General features: G+C 58.1%; 13 protein-coding genes and 2 pseudogenes. 8 read left to right on the top strand and 7 right to left on the bottom strand.

All coding sequences use genetic code 11. The features are described 5' to 3' along the window. The first annotated feature begins 15 nt into the window (after positions 1 to 15). Positions 16 to 3,198, top strand: a complete 3,183-nt coding sequence (locus ACA060_RS13990; protein ID WP_497317983.1) for an efflux RND transporter permease subunit — start codon at positions 16 to 18, stop codon at positions 3,196 to 3,198. Beyond that, positions 3,195 to 4,616 carry an efflux transporter outer membrane subunit gene (locus tag ACA060_RS13985; protein ID WP_497317981.1) on the top strand — a complete coding sequence of 474 codons (1,422 nt, stop codon included), beginning with the start codon at positions 3,195 to 3,197 and terminating at the stop codon, positions 4,614 to 4,616. The genes ACA060_RS13990 and ACA060_RS13985 overlap by 4 nt, the downstream gene beginning before the upstream one ends. 201 nt (positions 4,617 to 4,817) lie before the next feature. On the opposite strand, the pseudogene ACA060_RS13980 reads toward ACA060_RS13985, so the two are convergent. Both ACA060_RS13980 and ACA060_RS13975 read right to left on the bottom strand, forming a co-directional pair. After that, positions 4,818 to 5,216, bottom strand: a pseudogene (locus ACA060_RS13980) (HlyD family secretion protein); the annotation flags it as partial. Then, positions 5,212 to 5,562: pseudogene (locus ACA060_RS13975) on the bottom strand (FUSC family protein); the annotation flags it as partial. The pseudogenes ACA060_RS13975 and ACA060_RS13980, both read right to left, overlap by 5 nt. Before the next feature lie 182 nt (positions 5,563 to 5,744). Here ACA060_RS13975 and ACA060_RS13970 point away from each other — a divergent pair. The 3 genes from ACA060_RS13970 to ACA060_RS13960 all read left to right on the top strand — a co-directional run bounded on the left by ACA060_RS13970 (position 5,745) and on the right by ACA060_RS13960 (position 10,096). Continuing rightward, positions 5,745 to 6,800, top strand: a complete 1,056-nt coding sequence (locus ACA060_RS13970; RefSeq protein WP_497317979.1) for a tetratricopeptide repeat protein — start codon at positions 5,745 to 5,747, stop codon at positions 6,798 to 6,800. A gap of 126 nt (positions 6,801 to 6,926) precedes the next feature. Then, positions 6,927 to 8,429: an ATPase domain-containing protein gene (locus ACA060_RS13965; RefSeq protein WP_109631044.1), complete on the top strand. Its 1,503-nt coding sequence runs from the start codon at positions 6,927 to 6,929 to the stop codon at positions 8,427 to 8,429. 14 nt (positions 8,430 to 8,443) lie between these two features. Next, positions 8,444 to 10,096, top strand: a complete 1,653-nt coding sequence (locus ACA060_RS13960) for an ATP-binding protein (RefSeq protein ID WP_497318238.1) — start codon at positions 8,444 to 8,446, stop codon at positions 10,094 to 10,096. A 30-nt stretch (positions 10,097 to 10,126) separates the two neighbouring features. On the opposite strand, the gene ACA060_RS13955 is transcribed toward ACA060_RS13960, so the two are convergent. The 5 genes from ACA060_RS13955 to ACA060_RS13935 all read right to left on the bottom strand — a co-directional run bounded on the left by ACA060_RS13955 (position 10,127) and on the right by ACA060_RS13935 (position 16,671). Further along, entirely contained in the window at positions 10,127 to 10,504 is a 378-nt protein-coding gene (locus tag ACA060_RS13955) for a response regulator (RefSeq protein ID WP_109631038.1), read from the bottom strand. Positions 10,505 to 10,581: 77 nt separating this feature from the next. Next, a complete protein-coding gene (locus ACA060_RS13950) occupies positions 10,582 to 11,763 on the bottom strand; it encodes a hybrid sensor histidine kinase/response regulator (RefSeq protein WP_109631035.1) in 1,182 nt (393 codons plus the stop codon). Beyond that, entirely contained in the window at positions 11,757 to 12,350 is a 594-nt protein-coding gene (locus ACA060_RS13945) for a chemotaxis protein CheB (RefSeq protein WP_497317976.1), read from the bottom strand. Before ACA060_RS13945 ends, ACA060_RS13950 begins: the two co-directional genes overlap by 7 nt. Beyond that, positions 12,347 to 13,180, bottom strand: a complete 834-nt coding sequence (locus tag ACA060_RS13940) for a CheR family methyltransferase (RefSeq protein WP_109631028.1) — start codon at positions 13,178 to 13,180, stop codon at positions 12,347 to 12,349. The genes ACA060_RS13945 and ACA060_RS13940 overlap by 4 nt, the downstream gene beginning before the upstream one ends. Then, a complete protein-coding gene (locus ACA060_RS13935) occupies positions 13,180 to 16,671 on the bottom strand; it encodes a response regulator (RefSeq protein WP_497317974.1) in 3,492 nt (1,163 codons plus the stop codon). The genes ACA060_RS13940 and ACA060_RS13935 overlap by 1 nt, the downstream gene beginning before the upstream one ends. A gap of 260 nt (positions 16,672 to 16,931) precedes the next feature. Here ACA060_RS13935 and ACA060_RS13930 point away from each other — a divergent pair, with 260 nt between their 5' ends. From ACA060_RS13930 to ACA060_RS13920, 3 genes are all read left to right on the top strand, one after another. Next, a complete protein-coding gene (locus tag ACA060_RS13930; RefSeq protein ID WP_497317972.1) occupies positions 16,932 to 17,291 on the top strand; it encodes a response regulator in 360 nt (119 codons plus the stop codon). Positions 17,292 to 17,354: 63 nt separating this feature from the next. Beyond that, positions 17,355 to 18,650, top strand: coding sequence for a glycosyltransferase (locus tag ACA060_RS13925; protein ID WP_497317970.1), 1,296 nt, complete (start codon positions 17,355 to 17,357; stop codon positions 18,648 to 18,650). Positions 18,651 to 18,802: 152 nt separating this feature from the next. Beyond that, the gene (locus ACA060_RS13920) at positions 18,803 to 19,669 is read left to right on the top strand and encodes a phosphatidylinositol-specific phospholipase C domain-containing protein (RefSeq protein ID WP_497317968.1); all 867 of its coding nucleotides are present in this window, start codon (positions 18,803 to 18,805) and stop codon (positions 19,667 to 19,669) included. Positions 19,670 to 19,760 lie beyond the last annotated feature (91 nt).

The raw sequence follows: 19,760 nt of genomic DNA, 5'->3' as shown, positions 1-19,760 counted from the left end.
GGGACGACAACTCCGATGAATTTTTCCCAATTCTTCATCTCACGGCCGATCTTCGCAGCGGTGCTTTCGCTGCTGATCCTGATCGCCGGCGCCATCTCGCTGTTCCAGTTGCCGATCAGCGAATACCCGGAAGTCGTGCCACCGACCGTTGTGGTCCGTGCGAACTTCCCTGGCGCCAACCCAAAAGTCATCGGTGAAACCGTGGCCGCTCCCTTGGAGCAAGCCATCACGGGCGTCGAGAACATGCTGTACATGTCCTCGCAATCCACCGCTGACGGCAAGATCACCCTGACCATCACCTTTGCCCTGGGCACCGACCTGGACAACGCGCAGGTACAGGTTCAGAACCGCGTGACCCGGACTGAGCCGAAGCTTCCAGAAGAAGTGACGCGCATCGGTATCACCGTCGACAAGGCGTCGCCCGACCTGACCATGGTTGTGCACTTGACCTCGCCGGACAAACGTTACGACATGCTCTACCTGTCCAACTACGCCTTGCTCAACATCAAGGATGAGCTGGCGCGTCTGGGCGGGGTCGGTGACGTGCAACTGTTTGGTATGGGCGACTACTCGCTGCGGGTCTGGCTTGATCCGAACAAGACCGCTTCGCGTAACCTGACCGCCACCGACGTGGTGACGGCGATTCGTGAACAGAACCGTCAGGTCGCCGCCGGTGCACTGGGTGCGCCGCCTGCGCCGAATGCCACTGCGTTCCAGCTGTCGGTCAACACTCAGGGCCGCCTGGTTTCTGAAGAAGAGTTCGAGAACATCATCATTCGCTCCGGCGACAACGGTGAAATCACGCGCCTGAAAGACATCGCTCGCGTTGAACTGGGGTCCAGCCAATACGCCTTGCGCTCGCTGCTGAACAACCAGCCGGCGGTGGCGATCCCGATTTTCCAGCGCCCTGGTTCCAACGCGATCGAAATCTCCAACGAAGTTCGCGACAAGATGGCCGAACTGAAGAAGAACTTCCCGGAAGGCATGGACTTCAGCATCGTCTATGACCCGACGATCTTCGTGCGCGGCTCCATCGAGGCGGTGGTCCACACCCTCTTCGAAGCGCTGATCCTCGTTGTTCTGGTAGTGATTCTGTTCCTGCAAACCTGGCGTGCCTCGATCATTCCCTTGGTGGCGGTGCCGGTTTCGCTGATCGGTACATTTGCGGTGATGCACTTGTTCGGCTTCTCGCTGAACGCCCTGTCGCTGTTCGGATTGGTACTGGCCATCGGTATCGTGGTGGACGACGCCATCGTGGTGGTGGAGAACGTGGAAAGGCACATCGAGCTGGGAGAAACGCCCGTCGAAGCCACCAAGAAAGCCATGCGAGAGGTGACCGGGCCGATCATCGCGACGGCGCTGGTGCTGTGTGCGGTATTTATCCCGGCGGCGTTCATTTCCGGACTCACCGGCCAGTTCTACAAGCAGTTTGCCCTGACCATTGCCATCTCGACCGTGATCTCGGCGTTCAACTCGCTGACTCTGTCCCCTGCCCTGGCCGCCGTGCTGCTCAAGAGCCACAGTGCGCCGAAAGATCGCTTTACCAAAGTGCTTGATAAACTACTGGGCGGCTGGCTGTTCCGTCCGTTCAACCGGTTCTTCGAACGCGCCAGCCATGGCTATGTCGGCACCGTAGCGCGGGTTATCCGCAGCAGCGGTATCGCCCTGCTGCTGTACGCAGGCCTGATGGTGTTGACCTTCTTCGGTTTCGCCCACACCCCGACCGGTTTCGTACCCGGCCAGGACAAGCAATACCTGGTGGCCTTCGCGCAACTGCCGGACGCCTCGAGCCTGGACCGTACCGAAGACGTGATCAAGCGCATGTCCGACCTGGCCCTGAAACAGCCGGGTGTGGAAAGTGCGGTGGCCTTCCCGGGCCTGTCGATCAACGGTTTCACCAACAGCCCTAACGCCGGCATCGTGTTTGTGACCCTGAAACCGTTCGACGAGCGCAAAGACCCGAGCATGTCCGCCGGTGCGATTGCCGGTGCATTGAACGGCCAGTTCGCCGGGATCCAGGAAGCCTACATGGCGATCTTCCCGCCGCCGCCGGTACAAGGCCTGGGGACCATCGGTGGTTTCCGCCTGCAGATCGAAGACCGGGGCAACCTGGGCTACGACGAGCTGTACAAAGAAACCATGAACATCATCACCAAGAGCCACAACGTGCCGGAACTGGCCGCCCTGTTCACCAGCTACACCGTGAACGTGCCGCAGGTCGATGCTGCCATCGACCGGGAAAAAGCCAAGACCCACGGCGTGGCTGTCAGCGACATCTTCGACACCCTGCAGATCTACCTGGGTTCGCTGTATGCCAACGACTTCAACCGCTTCGGCCGCACCTACCAGGTCAACGTTCAGGCTGAACAGCAGTTCCGTCTCGAACCGGACCAGATCGGTCAGCTGAAAGTGCGTAACAACAAAGGCGAGATGATCCCGCTGGCGACCTTTATCAAGGTCAGCGACACCTCGGGGCCGGACCGCGTGATGCACTACAACGGCTTCATCACCGCTGAAATCAACGGTGCGGCAGCTCCGGGCTACAGCTCGGGCCAGGCTCAGGCTGCCATCGAGAAACTGCTCAAGGAAGAACTTCCGAACGGCATGACCTACGAATGGACCGACCTGACCTACCAGCAGATTTTGTCCGGCAACACCGCGCTGTTCGTGTTCCCGCTCTGCGTATTGCTGGCATTCCTGGTGCTCGCGGCTCAATACGAAAGCTGGAGCCTGCCACTGGCGGTGATCCTGATCGTACCGATGACCCTGCTGTCGGCCATCACCGGTGTGATTGCTTCGGGAGGCGACAACAACATCTTCACCCAGATCGGCTTGATCGTACTGGTGGGACTTGCGTGTAAGAACGCGATTCTGATCGTCGAGTTTGCCAAGGATAAACAGCAGGACGAAGGTCTCAGCCCGCTGGCTGCGGTCCTGGAAGCGTGCCGTCTGCGTCTGCGTCCGATCCTGATGACCTCCTTCGCGTTCATCATGGGTGTTGTGCCTCTGGTGTTCTCCAGCGGTGCCGGCGCCGAAATGCGTCACGCCATGGGTGTGGCGGTGTTCTCCGGGATGCTCGGGGTGACCTTCTTCGGCCTGTTGCTGACGCCAGTGTTCTACGTGCTGATTCGTAACTTTGTGGAGCGCGGTGAAAAACGCAAAGCGGCTAAAGCCCTGAAACTGGAGGCGCAACAATGAGCCTGAAAGCCTTCCTGCCGAGCCTGCTGGTACTGGCCCTGAGTGCCTGTGCCGTCGGCCCGGACTACAAGACTCCAGCGACTGAACCGGCGAACATCACCACCGCCACCGACGGTGCTGCCGGTCAGAAAAACTTCGACCGGACGCGTTTCGAAGGTGTCTGGTGGCAGCAGTTCGAAGACCCGACCCTCAACCAGTTGGTGACTCAATCGCTGCAAGGCAACCGTGATCTGCGTGTAGCTTTCGCCCGCTGGAAAGCGGCCCGGGCGATTCGTGATGACGCCAGCAATGACGCCATGCCGACCATCACCAGCCGCGCCAGCAGTGATTTGGGCAAAGGCCAGATTCCGGGCCAGACCACCAAACGGGTCAATAGCGAACGCTACGACCTGGGCCTGGACATGGCTTGGGAACTGGACCTGTTTGGCCGTATCCAGCGCAACCTGGAATCCAGCGACGCCGAGCAGCAAGCGGCCGAAGCCGATCTGTACCAACTGCAAGTCACCATGATTGCCGAACTGGTGGACGCCTACGGTCAACTGCGCGGTGCACAACTGCGGGAAAAGATTGCCCTGGCCAACCTGAACAACCAGCAGGAATCGCGCAAGATTACCGAAAGCCTGCGCGATGCCGGCGTCGGCGATCAACTGGACGTGGAGCGTGCCGATGCACGCCTCGCCTCGGTCGAAGCCAGCGTGCCGCAATTGCAGGCCGAACAGGTTCGGCAGAAAAACCGTATCGCCACCCTCCTGGGTGAACGCCCGGACAAGCTGACCGTCGACCTGAGTCCAAAAGACTTGCCGGCGATTGCCAAGGCTTTGCCGATCGGTGATCCGGGTGAGTTGCTGCAACGTCGTCCGGACATCCTCAGCGCCGAGCGCAAACTGGCCTCCGCCACTGCCCGTATCGGTGTGGCCAAGGCTGATTTGTTCCCTCGGGTCAGCCTCAGCGGTTTCCTTGGCTTTACGGCCGGTCGCGGTTCGCAAATTGGCTCCTCGGCAGCCAATGCCTGGGCGCTCGGCCCAAGCATTACTTGGGCAGCGTTTGACCTGGGCAGCGTGCGGGCCCGTTTGCGTGGCGCTGATGCTGAAGCCGAAGGCGCGCTGGCGACCTACGAGCAGCAAGTGCTACTGGCACTGGAAGAGTCGGAAAACGCGTTCAGCGACTATGGCAAACGTCAGCAACGACTGATCTCGCTGATCCGTCAAAGCGAAGCGAGCCGTGCCGCCGCGGACCTGGCCGAGATTCGCTACCGCGAAGGCACCGTGGACTTCCTCGTCCTGCTGGATGCCCAACGTGAGCGCTTGGCGGCCGAAGATACCCAAGCCTCGGCGGAAACCGATCTCTATCGCGGCATTGTCGCGATTTACAAAGCCCTTGGCGGTGGCTGGCAACCAGAGACGGTCGCTAGCAAGTAAGTTTTTAAAGAGCTCCTTTGGTTGGCCGCAACCAACCAATTTTTTAGCCCTGCGCCTCATTCAGTCGCGGGGCTTTTTTTTGCTCACTCCGAATGCAACGCGTATCCCTGTGGGAGCGGGCTTGCCCGCGATTGCGGTGGGTCAGCCACCATCAATATTGAATGTTCGACCGTCATCGCGGGCAAGCCCGCTCCCACAGGGTTAGGGTTGATCTTGAGATTTGTGGTTTTCCAGGATGGTTACGGTGGCGGTAGTCCCCGCCCGCAGTTTGTCTTTGCCGGCATAGTCGGCATCGATCTGAATCCGCACCGGCACCCGTTGCGCCAGTTTGACCCAGGTGTAACTGGGGTTGATGTTGGCCAGCAGACGGTTACCGGGCAGGTTTTCCCGATCGACAATCGCAAAAGCAATGCTCTGCACGGTGCCACCGAAGGTTTCGCCGCTCATCAATTCAATCCTGACCCGGTCGCCCTCCCTGATTCGCGGCAGTTTGGTTTCTTCGAAGTAGCCGCTGACATAAAACGAATCGCTGTCGACCAATGCCAGCAACGCGCCCCCCGCCGTGGCGTAGTCGCCCTGCCGGGTCAGCAGGTTGGGAACTGGTGTAGCGCAACAAGGTGCCGCCGGCGGTACAGAGCGCCAGCCACAAGGCCAGCGTAAGAATGAAAGGCATCGGCGCCTGGGGAAAGATTGCCATGATCAACACCGCGACTACCGCACCCAGCGTGGTACCGATGACCTGGCCGAAACTGCGGGCCAGGGCCATGCCACCCAATGGCTGGCTGACGATGACCACTGCCATGATCGACCACTTGGGCTGGTCAAGGTCGAACAGGAAAGCCGGGTACAACGTCAGCAGCCCGGCCGTGATGGTTCTCAAGGCGAACAACAGCACCCCTTGCCCGGGGTTGAGCATTGCCTTGAAGTACTGAAGCAGCGGTTGCATGGGAACACTCGTGGAGGCATCTCCAGCAAGCGTAGTCACTGCTTCAGGGCTTAGAGGGGTTTCAATGTCGACGCGACCTGTAGGCCAAATCGTCGACATTGAACCGAGTCAGGGTTTGACTCACACGCCTACCTGACCGAAGCTGACAGCTTTGCAAAAGCCGCCAGCCCCCGGATTCCTGCATGCCCCAGTTCCGCCGTTACTTGCTCATCAGCCTCTGTGTCCTTTTCGCCATCGCCCTTGCCTGGTTTTTCCTGCGCAGTACGACACCCGTGGTGCCGGAAGCCATCAAGCGCGGCTACAGCGAAGCGTTGACCCAGGCGCGCGCCGGGCAACCGGGGGCCGCACGAGTTTTGTACCAGCAACTGGGTCGCCCTGACCTGTCGGCCAAACGCCGTGTCTGGTTGCATGCCGAACTGCCTAATTACCCGAGCCCGCACGCACTGAAACTGGCAGACGCAGACCTGCAAAACCCTTCGGCCGACGTGCGCATTGCAGCGATCAAAAGCATCAGCGGACTGGTGCCCAGTGGGCAACGCAGCCTGCTGATCGGACCGTTGCTCGATGACAGCGAACAAAGCGTGCGGTTTGCCGCGATCAACGCACTGCTGGGCCTGTCGCCAGATGACCTGGGCTTGTATTTCGGACCGCTGCAACAAGCCATCGATGCCTGGGAACAGGTCCTGAAGAGTCAACCCGCCAGCGCCGAAACCCAATACCAACTAGCCCGCCTGCACCTGCACAATGCCGAACTGAAAGAGGCTCAGCAGGCGCTGGAACGCACGGTGCAACTGGACCCGGGCAATCTGCCGGCGCTGGTGATGCAGATTGATGTCCTGGACAGACAGGGCCAAAGCGACGCAGCGCGGCAGTTGCTGGCGAAACAGTTGAAGGCGCAGCCCGACTCGGCCTACTTGCAACATGCCTTGGGCCTCTGGTTGCTGCATCACGGGCAAAGCGAGTTCGCCCTGCTCGGTCTGTCCAAAGCGGTCGAGATCGAACCGAACAACAAGGACTATCGCTACGATCTGGCAACTACACTGCACGGTGAGCAAGAGCTGGAAGCGGCACAAAAACAGCTGCAGGAAATCGTCCAGCGCCACCCGGCCGATCGCAAGGCCCGGCTGCTGTTGATCAATTACTGGAAAGAAAGCGGACAACTGCAGAACGTGCAAATCCTTTTGGCGCAGCTGGAACAGCTCAACCCAGACGACCCGGCGTTGCAACAAGGCTTGTAAAGCACCCTCCGCTACGCCAACAAAAAGGTTGAACCGTCGCCACGGCAAAAGGTCAAGTGATCAGGCAGTCCATTCAGGCACTTCAGGCCTGCTGCCTCGCTTCCCCTAGTCATGAGAGGGTTTTTTTTGTCTACATCTAACGAGTTGTTCAGTGCAAAAGCCGCCACCGGCATCGAAGGTCTGGATGACATCCTGGCCGGTGGATTGTCCCGCGGCCATGTGTTTTTGCTGGAGGGTGAACCCGGTACCGGCAAAACCACCGTCGCATTGCATTTTCTGTTGGCCGGCGCCCGTGCCGGCGAGCGCTCGTTGTACATCACGCTTTCCGAAACCGAGCGCGAACTGCGCCAAGGGGCCTTGTCCCACGGTTGGGAGCTGGATGAAAACATCCACATCTTCGAACTGACCCCGCCGGAAAGTCTGCTCAATGCCGAGCATCAGCAAAGCCTCCTGTATTCCTCGGACCTTGAGCTGGGCGAAGCGACCAAGCAGATTTTCGAAGTGGTCGAACGGGTCAAGCCGACCCGGGTAGTCCTCGACAGCCTTTCCGAAATCCGTCTGCTGGCCCAGAGTTCCCTGCGTTATCGCCGGCAGATTCTGGCGATCAAGCACTACTTCGTGCGCTATGACGCCACGGTGCTGTTGCTCGATGACCTGACCACCGAATCCCTCGATAAAACCGTGCACAGTGTGGCGCACGGGGTGGTTCGCCTGGAAGAACTGACGCCCAACTATGGCGCCGAACGCCGGCGTATCCGCGTCGTGAAGTACCGCGGCCAGAAGTACCGTGGCGGTTATCACGACTTCACCATCATGGGCGACGGCGTTCATGTGTTCCCTCGGCTGGTCGCGGCAGAACACCGCGGCGGTTACGTCCGTCAGCAGCTGACCAGCAGCATCAAGGAAATGGACGCCCTGCTTGGCGGCGGCATCGAGACCGGTTCCAGCACGCTGATTCTCGGCCCGGCCGGCACCGGCAAGTCGCTGATCTCGATGATCTTCGCTGCAGCCGCCGTCGCTCGGGGTGAAAAAGCCGCGCTGTTTATCTTCGATGAAGAGTTGGGATTGCTGTTTGAGCGCATGAAAAACATGGGCATCGACCTGCAAGCGCTGCAAGACACCGGCAACCTTTTGATCGAGCAAGTCGACGCCGCGGAACTGTCCCCCGGCGAGTTCTCTCATCGGGTTCGTCGTTGTGTCGATGAGCGCAATATCAAAACCGTGGTCATCGACAGCATCAACGGCTATCAGGCGGCGATGCCCGAGGAAAACGCGCTGGTGTTGCACATGCACGAGTTGCTGCTGTACCTCAATCGCCGAGGCGCCGCGACGTTCATGACGGTCGCCCAACATGGGCTGGTCGGGGACATGCAGGCGCCGGTCGACATTACTTATCTGGCTGACACGGTGATTCTGTTGCGTTACTTCGAAGCCCTGGGCAAGGTTCGCCGGGCCATTTCAATCATCAAGAAACGCACCGGCAGCCACGAATCAACCATTCGCGAATACCGCATCGGTAGCACGGGCATGACCATCGGTGAACCTTTGGATGCGTTCCAGGGCGTATTGCGCGGCGTACCGACCTATATGGGCGCCAGCCAGCCACTCCTTCAGGATGATGTCCGGTGAATGCGGTCGAGGCGATGTCCGAGCGCGCGATCATTCTCGCGCCGCTGGGACGCGACAGCCAGATTGCGCTGATGATGCTCAACGAAGCAGGATTCGAAGGTATCGTGACCCGGGATCTGGTCACGCTGTGCCGCGAGCTGGCGCTGGGTGCCGGCCTGCTGGTGATTTCTTCGGAAGCCTTGCTGGGTTGCGATCTCGAACCGCTGCTGGGCTTGATCGAGGAACAACCGGCCTGGTCGGACCTGCCTATCGTACTGATGACCCACCACGGCGGCCCGGAACAGAACCCCGCGTCACGCCTTGGCCCGCAATTGGGTAACGTCACCTTCCTCGAGCGCCCGTTTCATCCGGTGACGTTGATCAGTCTGGTCACCACCGCGTTGCGTGGGCGACGACGACAGTATGAAGCCAGGGACCGGTTGATTGACCTGAGTCAAAGCGAATTGCGGCTGCAAAACACCCTGGAAACCCTTGAGCAACAAGTCGAGGAACGTACCGCCCAACTGCGCCACAACGAAGAAGCGTTAAGGCAGTCGCAGAAGATGGAAGCGGTCGGCCAACTCACCGGCGGCATCGCCCACGACTTCAACAACATGTTGACCGGCATCATCGGCAGCCTCGAGTTGCTGCGTCGACGCCTGGCCCGGGGCCGCACCGAGGACCTGGACAGCCTGATCGATCTGGGGGTGACTTCCGCCAATCGCGCGGCGGGCCTGACACATCGTCTGCTGGCGTTTTCCCGCCGCCAGTCGCTGGATTCCAAACCCGTGGAAATGAACACCCTGGTGGTGTCCATGGGCGAACTCTTGCAGCGCAGCATCAACGAAAGCATTCAACTGGACATGCAGTTGAGCGAGGACTTGTGGGTGGCCGCGGCCGACCCCAATCAGCTCGAAAGCGCCCTGCTCAACCTGGTGCTGAACGCGCGCGACGCCATGCCCGAAGGCGGAAAGCTGGTGGTCACTACTTCAAATCAACATCTGGACAAAAGCTTCACCCAAGCCCACAGCAACCTGCAACCGGGTGATTACGTTGTGCTACGCGTGACCGACACAGGCTGCGGCATGCCGGAAGGCATCATCAACAGGGCCTTTGATCCGTTCTTCACCACCAAGCCGATTGGCCAGGGCACCGGATTGGGCTTGTCGATGATTTACGGTTTCAGCAAGCAGTCCCATGGCCACGTGACCATCGAGAGTGAAGTGGGCAACGGCACGACAGTGAGCCTGTATCTACCGCGCTACAACGGAGATGTGGTCGAGGACACACGGGTGAATATCGCCCACGCGCCTCATGCCCAGGACGGTGAAACCGTACTGATCGTCGAAGACGATCCGGCAGTGCGCGTGCTGGTCAGTGCGGTATTGAGTGAGTTGGGCTACGCGTTCGTCGAAGCAGGCGATGCCGACAGCGCGGTGCCGATTCTCGACTCCGGCCAGCGCATCGACCTGTTGATCAGCGATGTGGGACTGCCTGGAATGAACGGCCGGCAGCTGGCGGAAATCGGGCGGCAGTATCGGCCTGATCTGAAAGTGTTGTTCATTACCGGTTATGCCGAACACGCGGCGGTGCGCGGCGGCTTCCTTGACCCTGGCATGCAGATGATCACCAAGCCATTCACCTTCGACCTGTTGACGGCCAAGGTGCGGGAGATGATCCGCATCTGAAAGCCCCCATGACGGGGGCTTTGGGGCTGCTTACGACAGCATGTCCTGCATCAGCTCTTGCAACTTATCCAGATCGAACGGCTTGTCGAGAATCGGCGCCTTGCGCGTGATCGGGCTGTCGGTCTCGCGGATTTCCTGGGAATAGCCGCTGATAAAAATCACTTTGAGTTCCGGTCGCAGCTTCACGGCAGGCTCGGCGATCTGCACGCCGGAGATCCCGCCAGGCAGGCGAAAGTCAGTGATCATCATGTCCAGGTGCGGCTTGCTCGCCAGTATTTCGAAGGCCTGCTCGCCGTTTTCGGCCTGCAGAACCCGGTAACCCTCACCCGACAAGTAAGCGGACAAAACCATCAGAATCGAGGGGTCATCCTCGACGATGAGTACTACATCTTGTGCATCTTCACTCATGGGAAGCCTTTGTTCGGTCAATAGCTGCTGATACGACCATAGGGTCGATCAGAGGTTGCGTTTATCCGGCTGATTTCCTACAGCGGCAGACAAACGCGAAATAAGGCGCCCTCGTTGATCTTGCTCTCGACGGCGATGGAGCCGCCATGGGCGGCGACGATCTGTTCGGAAATAAACAGCCCCAGTCCCAGCCCCGCGACCACGGTCTTGGCTGACACCCGTTCGAACTGCTGAAAAATACGCCTCTGGTTTTCTTCACTGATACCAATCCCGCGATCCTGCACTTCGACCCGTGCCTGACCCTCGTGACAGTAGACCCTCACATCGATCCGGCTCTTGCCACCATAACGCAAGGCGTTGGTCAGCAGATTTGAAATCACTTGCTCGATGCGAAATTCGTCCCAGTTGCCGACCACTGGCTGTTCGGCGGTAAACGTCACGGAGCACTCTGCGGCGTCGACCTGTGGCGCGAAGTTTTGCAACAGGTTGCTGACCAATTGTACGAGGTCGAATTTTGTCGTGCGGATCGACAGCTTGCCGGTGCGGATGCGTGACACATCCAGCATGTCCTCAATCAGACGGATCAGGCTTTTGATCTGCCGCTCGTCACGGTCGACCATGGCGTGCATCTTGTCGAGGGTGAACGCTGACGCGTTGTTCCTGGCCAGATGCATCTTGCGCAACTGGGTTTCCAGGATCAGGCCATTGAGCGGCGTACGGACTTCGTGGGCGACGATCGACATGAAGTCATCGCGCATGCGCACCGCTTGTTCCAGCTCGTTCTGGGTGGTCTGCAATTGCTTGAGCAGCGCTTCCTGTTCGCGGCGAGCCTGCTCCAGTTCTTCGACCTGTTGCTTCATCGCCTTGCTCTGGCGATACAGATCGACGAACACATTGACCTTGCTCTTGACCGCGTGAATATCCAGCGGCTTGTGCAAGAAATCCACGGCACCGCTTTCGTAGCCCTTGAACGCGTAGTTCAACTCGCGGCCGGCGGCACTGACAAACACGATCGGGATGTTCTTGGTTTTTTCCGTGCCGCGCATTAACTCGGCCAGTTCAAAGCCGTTCATGCCCGGCATCTGCACGTCGAGGATGGCCATGGCGAATTCGTGTTGCAGCAGCAGCGACAAGGCTTCGTCGGCGGACAAGGCTTTGTAGACCACGCGGTCTTCACGCTTGATCAGCGCCTCAAGCGCCAGCAGGTTCTCCGGCAGATCGTCGACAATCAGCAGTTTGGCTTGGATGTTACTCAGCATGCTATTCGTTCCAGCTCGACAAGCAGACGGCCGATGCCGCGTATAGGGAGAATGTGGTCCGGTTGATGCAATTCCAGCGCAGCCCGAGGCATGGTCGCGACCTGGGCTTCGTCCGGGTCCTGCACGATGGTCAGGCCACCGCGGTGTTTGACCTGAGCCAACCCGCGGGCACCGTCGCGGTTCGCGCCGGTCAGCAACACGGCTGCCAGGCTTGAACCGTAGGCATCGGCAGCGGACTCGAACAGAAAATCAATGGAAGGACGCGAATAGTGCACGCGCTCTTCCAGGCTCAAGGAAAAGCTGCGGTCCTGTTCCACCGACAAGTGATAACCCGGCGTAGCGAAATACACTGTTCCGGCTTCCACGACGGTTTTGTCGCTGGCTTCCACAACAGGCATCGCCACCCGGCGGGCAAAGACTTCGGCCAGTTGGCTGCGACGCTCATCGGGCAAGTGCAGAACCACAATGATCGGCAGCAGGAAACCTTCACGCAACGGGCTGAGGATGTTGAGCAACGCCTCCACCCCACCGGCCGAAGCGCCGATCACAATAGCTTCTATAGAAGGCAAATCCGCTGCACTGTTCATGATTTACGGTAGATCCGTTCCTGTTTGACCAAGGGCACAAACTGGTTGCCGAAGGCCGAAAAATCCGGCGTTTCCTTACTGCCCAGTACCAGGAATCCACGATGACAAAGGGATTCATGGAACAAACCGAATGCTCGGTCCTGCAGCTTTTTATTAAAGTAGATCAAAACATTACGACACGAAATTAATTGGGTTTCTGAAAAGACGCTGTCGGTTGCCAGACTGTGATCGGCGAAGGTCACGTTCTCACATAACGTCTTGTCGAAAATCGCATAGCCATACGCCGCCGTGTAGTACTCGGCGAACGAACGCTGGCCACCTGCCTGCTGGTAGTTGTGAGTGTAGGCGCGGACGTTCTCCATGGAGAAAATCCCCTGCTTGGCTTTTTCCAGCGAGCGCGGATTGATGTCGGTAGCGTAGATGATGGTGCGGTCGAGCAAACCTTCTTCGCGCAACAGTATTGCCATCGAGTAGACCTCTTCGCCTGTGCTGCAGCCAGCAATCCAGATCTTGATCGACGGATAGGTCTTGAGCAGCGGTACCACTTCGTTGCGGATAGCCAGGAAGTGCGAAGGATCGCGAAACATCTCGCTGACCGGAATCGTCAGCAATTGGAGCAACTGCATGAACGCGGTGGGATCGTGCAGCACCTTTTCTTGCAGTGCCGAAATGGTATTGCACTCAAATTGCACCAACGCGTGATTGACCCGGCGCTTGATCGAAGCGCCGGAGTAATCGCGAAAATCGTAGCTGTACTTGAGGTAGATCGCCTCGATCAACAACCGCAATTCGATTTCGCTGCTTCGCTCCACTGAATCAATACGTTCCACTAAATGCGTTCCATCTTCGGCAACCACACGCGAATCAGCGAGAACAGGCGATCCAGGTCGATAGGCTTGGCCAGGTAATCGTTGGAGCCGGCCTGCAGGCAGCGCTCCTGATCATCCTTCATGGCCTTGGCCGTCACTGCGATGATCGGCAGCTTGCGCCAGCGCGGGTCCTTGCGGATCTCGATGGTGGCTTCGAAACCATCCATCTCCGGCATCATCACGTCCATCAACACCAGATCGATGTCCTCGACTTCATTCAGTCTTTCAATCGCTTCACGACCGTTCCGGCCGATGACCACGACCGCACCCTTTTGCTCCAGCGCGCTGGTCAGGGCGAAGATGTTACGCACATCGTCGTCCACCAGCAGCACCTTGCGGCCCTCGAAGACCTTGTCGCGGCTGCGCGCGGTCTTGAGCATCCTTTGGCGATCATGGGACAACCTGGATTCGACTTTGTGCAGAAAGAGTGTGACCTCATCCAGCAAACGCTCGGGTGAGCGCGCGCCCTTGATGATGATCGAGCGCGAATACTTGCGCAGTTCGGCCTCTTCGTCCCGGGTCAGGTTGCGTCCGGTATAGACAATGACCGGCGGGAACGAGCAGATATCTTCGGTGGACATACGCTTGAGCAGTTCGTTGCCGAGCATGTCCGGCAGCTTAAGATCGATGACCATGCAATCGAAGATGGTCGTACGCAGCAGATCGAGGGCTTCCTGGGCCAGGCCGACGGCGGTGATCTCGATGTCGTCGTCGCCGATCAGACGCGCAATGCTGTCGCGCTGCAAATCGTCGTCTTCCACCAACAGCACCCGCTTGACCTTCTGGGTCAGCTTGGCTTCGAGGCGGGCGAACACGTCCTTGAGCTCTTCGCGTGTGGTCGGCTTGACCGCATAACCGATGGCGCCCATGTGCATGGCGGCCTCGACCCGATCTTCCACCGAAATCACGTGCACCGGGATATGGCGGGTTTCGGCATGCTCTTTCAGGCGCTGCAGCACGGTCAGCCCGGAATGATCCGGCAGGCGCATGTCCAGCAGAATGGCGTCGGGAATGAACTCCTTGGCCAGGTCGTAGCCTTCATCGGCACCGTGGGCAACCAGGCAGTGATAACCCAGTTCGTGAGCCAGATCGTAGAGGATGTGGGCAAAATTCGGCTCGTCTTCCACCACCAGGATGCAACGGGTGGTGAACGGCGCCTTGCTGCGGTCATCGTCGAAACGCGGGATGTCGACTTCGGCAATCAGCGGCACCAGCGCAGGCGTTGCTGCTCTCGGTGCCATGGCGACCGGCGTGGCCTGCATCGGTGCGACCGGCACTTCGTTCGGCTCAACGTATTGCTGAGGCAGTACCAAAGTGAAGACACTGCCCTGCCCCGGTTCGCTGGTGACGCTGATCGAACCGCCCAGCAACGCGGCCAGGTCCCGGGAAATCGACAGCCCCAGGCCCGTGCCGCCATACCGGCGATTGGTAGTGCCGTCGGCTTGGCGGAAGGCTTCGAAAATACTTTCCTGCTGGTCGGAGGCGATACCGATCCCGGAGTCGCGGACGATAAAGGCGATGCCGTCGTTTGGCTGGGACGCCACCGTCAGGCTGACGGTGCCTTTTTCGGTAAATTTCACTGCGTTCGACAACAGGTTCTTGATGACTTGTTCCAGACGCTGACGGTCGGTGAACAGCATCATCGGCGAACCGGGTTGCAAGTCGACTTCGAACTTCAACTTCTTGTCTGTGGCCATCGGCTCGAACATCCCGCGCAGACCTTCCACCAGTCGCGCAACGCTGGTGTTCTCCGGGCGCATTTCCAGCTTGCCGGCCTCGACCTTGGAAATATCGAGAATGTCGTTGATCAGGTTGAGCAAGTCATTACCGGCGGAATAGATCGACTCGGCGAACTTCACCTGCTCGGTACTGAGGTTTTCCTGAGGGTTTTCTGCCAGCAACTTGGCCAGGATCAACGAACTGTTCAACGGCGTGCGCAGTTCGTGGGACATGTTGGCGAGGAATTCGGACTTGTACTTGCTCGAGCGCTGCAACTCTTCGGCGCGCTCTTCAAGCTGGGCCTGGGCTTGATTGAGTTCGGTGTTTTTCAGGTCCATCGCATCGCGCTGGTCGGCGAGGATCTGCGCCTGATCGGCGAGCTGTTCGTTGGTCTGCTCGAGTTCGACCTGCTGGGTTTCCAGGTGCGCCTGGGACTCCTTGAGAATCCGCGACTGCTCTTCGAGTTCTTCGTTGGCGGTCTTGAGTTCTTCCTGCTGGACTTGCAGTTCTTCGTTGAGCTGCTGGGTTTCGGCAAGGACTTCCTGCAAACGTTGACGATAGCGAGCGGCCTCGATCGACGTGCCGATGTTACCGGCAATCAGTTCAAGCAACTCGACGTCGCGATCATCCAAGGGGCGCAGGAAGCCCAGTTCGATCACGCCGTTGACCCGTTCATCGTCACTGGTCGGCACCACGAGCACACTATGCGGCAGGCCTTCGCCAAGACCGGAACAGACTTTGAAGTAGTCGCCGGGCACGTTATCCAGACGGATCAAGCGAGCCTGTCGCGCCACCTGGCCGACAATCCCCTCATCGCTGTAGATTTGCTGGTCACGTTCTTCCTGCTCGCGAGAAAAACCGTAAGACGCCACTCGCGTCAGGCCGCCATGTTCTTCACGCACATAAATGGCCGCGACGGCAGAGCCCAGATATTGGGCGCAGAACTGCAGGATATTGCGCCCCAACACGTTAAGAGACAGTTGACCCAATACCTGCTCGGCCAGTTCGGTCTGGCCATTGCGCAGCCACGCTTGCTGTTCCAGGCGCCAGGCGCTGGCCTGTTGCGCTGCGAGGTTGGCGCTGTAGCTTTGGGAAAGATTGAGCAAGTCACGGCGACCGATGTAGGCCAGCAACCCGCTGATACCAAGAATGAACAACAGGTAAAGGGAAATGCTCCAGATTGTGGTACGACGCACTTCTTCGTTGCGCGTGGTACGCAACTGCTGCTCCATGTCGATCACGTCTTCGAATTGCTTGCGGATCTCGTCAGTCAGCCGTTTGCCATGGCCCGCTTTGATCGCGCTACGGTAATCGCCGCTAGAACGCTGCAACTCGATCATCGTCTGCGCGTAGGTGGCCCAGTCCTTTTGCAAGGCCTGTAGCCGGCGCAGACGATCGGTCTGCACCGGGTTGTCGGCCGTGAGATCGAGCAAGGTATTGAGCGCGACCGCGATCCTCGGCTTTGCCGTTTCGTAAGGGTCGAGGAAATGTTCGTCGCCACTGAGCAGGAAGCCGCGCATCCCCGTTTCCAGATCAACGGTCAGCTTCACCGCTTCATTGGCGTTATTGATCACCCGGTCGGTGTGTTCGACCCACTGGATCACCGACAGCAGGTAAGTGATCAGCGAGACAAAGAACACCGCGCTGAGCACACCGACACCCAGCGGCAGGCTGATGTTGCGGCTCAGGAGTTTACGGAATCGTTGCTCATCAACCGAAGACGCAGGGGTCATGGGAAGGCCTTGTCGAACTGTTGAAAAGCAGGGAGTTTGCCCCAGAAGTGGCACCTTGATCCAACACTCTGATGTCTTTGCGTGCGAATTGCCGCATTTTGCTGCTCCGGAGCAAAGGGAGCGGTTATCCTTGCCGGTTCTTGTGCAGCTATTCTTTTTTGCACCGCGTTGGGAACTTGTCGGGATCCGCCACTTACTCATGCAAGAGACCGGCGATTTCGATCGTCCGGCGACCCTGAACCTAACTTGAGAGCCCTCTTATGTCCTCCGACCCATCCATCATCCTGGTAGTAGAAGACGATGCCATCGTGCGCATGCTGATCGTCGATGTATTGGAGGAACTGGAGTTCAAGGTCCTTGAGGCCGATGGCAGCGAAAAGGCACTGGAATTTCTCAATGATGAAGACCAGTACATTGACTTGATGATGACCGATGTGGGTTTGCCGGTGATGGATGGCCGCGAACTGGCAACTCAAGCGCGGATGCTGCGCCCTGAACTGCCGATCCTGTTTGCCAGCGGTTATGCCGAGAGCATTGATGTGCCGGAAGGCATGCATGTGATCGGCAAGCCGTTCTCGATTGATCAACTGCGGGACAAGGTCAAGGGCATGCTTGCCTGAGTCTCGTCGTTTCGCCCTGCCGTTTCTCCTCTGCCCTCTACCCGCACCAAGGAATACCCGTTAATGAGTCAGCCCCGCGCAACCAAAGTATTGGTTATTGGTTACGTCTGGCCCGAGCCCCGTTCTTCGGCGGCCAGTGGGCATGTCATGCAGATCCTCGAAACGTTCTTGCAGCAGGGTTGGGACATTACGTTCAGCAGCCCGGCCGGGACCGGCGAACATCGGGCAGATCTGACGGCGCTGGGCATTCGTGAAGTGCCTATCGAGTTGAACAACAGCAGCTTCGACGCGTTCATCAGCGAACTGGCGCCGGATATCGTGTTGTTCGACCAGTTTTTGATGGAAGAGCAATTTGGCTGGCGTGTAGAGAAACACTGTCCTGACGCGTTGCGTGTGCTTGAAACATCGGATTTGCAAAGCCTGCGCCATGCCCGGCATCAACGGCTCAAGGATCGCTTGAAGGCCAGTGACGACAACAATGATTTCAGCGAGTTGTTTGTACCAGCGTTGCGCGAAGAGTTCGAGTTGATGGCAGACACTGATCTAGCCAAACGAGAAATTGCCGCGCTGTATCGTTGCGACTTGAACCTGATGATCTCCGAAGTGGAAATCGAGTTGCTGGTCGAGCAATTCAGAATGCCACGCAACTTGCTGCATTGGTGTCCGTTGATGGTCGACGTACCGGACTCGACGCCGATACCGTTCGAACAACGGGCGCATTTCCTGAGCATCGGCAACTTCCGGCATGCGCCGAACTGGGACGCCGTCCTCTGGATGAAAACCGCCATCTGGCCACTGATCCGTGAGCAACTACCCTCGGCCCAGTTGCATATCTACGGCGCTTACACACCGCCCAAAGCGACCGCGCTGCATAACCCGGCCCAAGGGTTTCATATCATGAACTGGGCAGAAGACGCCTTGCAGGTGATGTCGGTGGCACGTGTGTGCCTGGCGCCGTTGCGCTTCGGCGCCGGGATCAAGGGCAAGATTGTCGACGCCATGTTGTGTGGCACGCCATCGGTGACGACGCCCATCGGCGCCGAGGCGATGCAGGGTGATCATCGCTGGCCTGGAGCCGTGACCCGCACGGCGCAGGAATTCGCCGATTGCGCCGTGCAGCTTTACAAGGAAGAAGCGCTTTGGAGGGAGGCCCAATCCCGGGGGCAAGTATTATTGGCTGATCGATATCGACAGTCGCAACATGGCCCCGCCCTGATTGAAAAATTATTGCATTGCCAACAACATCTGTCGCAACTAAGAAGCCAGAACTTTACGGGCAGCATGTTGCGTCATCACCACCACAAAAGTACGCAATACATGGGGCAATGGATTGAAGCTAAAAACAGGAATCCGATTTAGCGGCCGCACACAGGCGATACATACTTTGCATCGTCACGATTATTGACCAAGCCTTGTTACCCGCTCTATAAATAACACGCCGAACCCAAGTTTGATCAACAGACTTGGCACAACTAATTTTAATGAAACACATCAATGCAAGGATGCATTAAATGGACACCATTGTTCAGAATAACTACGCCACGAATAACTGGATCGCAGCAACACCCGCCATCGATACGTTGTCGCTCTTCGAGATGACACTGCCGGGCACCCATAATGCCGGTAGCGACTGGAAAGCGTCCTGGCCGCTTATCCCCGGTACCCATTGGCTGGCCTGTCAGCACGACTCGTTTTACTCCCAGCTTCGCCATGGTTCCCGCGCGTTGGACATCCGATTGACATACGACGCCGACGCCCCGGGGCTTGGGAAATTCTGCCTCCATCACAATGGTTACCGCAATGGTCGCACCTTGGGACACCTTGTGACCGATGTCCGGAACTTTCTTACGGACAACCCCGATGAATTCATCATTCTCGATTTTCATGAGTTAAGTGGGGACTCGTTTGATTTTACTTACTTCAACAAAATGATTGTCCACATGTTGGGATGGCGATTGATCCCTGCAAGTAATCGAGCGTTAAGCCTGCGTCAATTGAGGCAAATCAGTTCTGAACAACGAATTTTGGTGGCTGCCCCCAGGAATAAGGCACTTGATCAAAACATTTTCATTGAACAGGTCGAGCACAAATGGTCTGGCAACGGCATTACGAGCGCCACCGAATTGGAACAGTACATTATAAAAGTTATGAAATATCCGCCAGGCACATGGGCACCGTGGTCTCTGTCCGCGACCAGTTACAGCGCGCTCGGTGGCCCGATTGATATTCACGATGAACTTGGCGTGTGGTTTGACCCGAATAAAAGCGACTGGGCGACCCGGTGCAACATTATCAACGTCGATTTTATTGAAGAGAGCAAGATTGTTTCGTACTGCCGAGCGGTGAATTTAAGTAAAGCCGCCAAACGAGCCCATTAGCTGCTGCGCCATTAATTGGCAATTTTTAAGCAAGTATTTCCGCGACTGGCAATGCTGTCGCACAGTTCTATGCTGGGTCATGAAAGCCTTT

This window comes from Pseudomonas sp. LBUM1671, assembly GCF_059695685.1.
Note: the sequence above shows the minus strand (reverse complement) of the source record. Positions and strands in the feature narration are given on the sequence as shown.

Excerpts from the sequence above, each read along its gene's own strand:
- ACA060_RS13960 (WP_497318238.1), top strand. The coding sequence starts at position 8,444 with ATGTCCGAGCGCGCGATCATTCTCGCGCCGCTGGGACGCGACAGCCAG.
- ACA060_RS13920 (WP_497317968.1), top strand. The coding sequence starts at position 18,803 with ATGGACACCATTGTTCAGAATAACTACGCCACGAATAACTGGATCGCA.
- ACA060_RS13925 (WP_497317970.1), top strand. The coding sequence starts at position 17,355 with ATGAGTCAGCCCCGCGCAACCAAAGTATTGGTTATTGGTTACGTCTGG.
- ACA060_RS13950 (WP_109631035.1), bottom strand. The coding sequence starts at position 11,763 with ATGCTGAGTAACATCCAAGCCAAACTGCTGATTGTCGACGATCTGCCG.
- ACA060_RS13985 (WP_497317981.1), top strand. The coding sequence starts at position 3,195 with ATGAGCCTGAAAGCCTTCCTGCCGAGCCTGCTGGTACTGGCCCTGAGT.
- ACA060_RS13945 (WP_497317976.1), bottom strand. The coding sequence starts at position 12,350 with ATGAACAGTGCAGCGGATTTGCCTTCTATAGAAGCTATTGTGATCGGC.
- ACA060_RS13930 (WP_497317972.1), top strand. The coding sequence starts at position 16,932 with ATGTCCTCCGACCCATCCATCATCCTGGTAGTAGAAGACGATGCCATC.
- ACA060_RS13970 (WP_497317979.1), top strand. The coding sequence starts at position 5,745 with ATGCCCCAGTTCCGCCGTTACTTGCTCATCAGCCTCTGTGTCCTTTTC.
- ACA060_RS13935 (WP_497317974.1), bottom strand. The coding sequence starts at position 16,671 with ATGACCCCTGCGTCTTCGGTTGATGAGCAACGATTCCGTAAACTCCTG.
- ACA060_RS13955 (WP_109631038.1), bottom strand. The coding sequence starts at position 10,504 with ATGAGTGAAGATGCACAAGATGTAGTACTCATCGTCGAGGATGACCCC.
- ACA060_RS13990 (WP_497317983.1), top strand. The coding sequence starts at position 16 with ATGAATTTTTCCCAATTCTTCATCTCACGGCCGATCTTCGCAGCGGTG.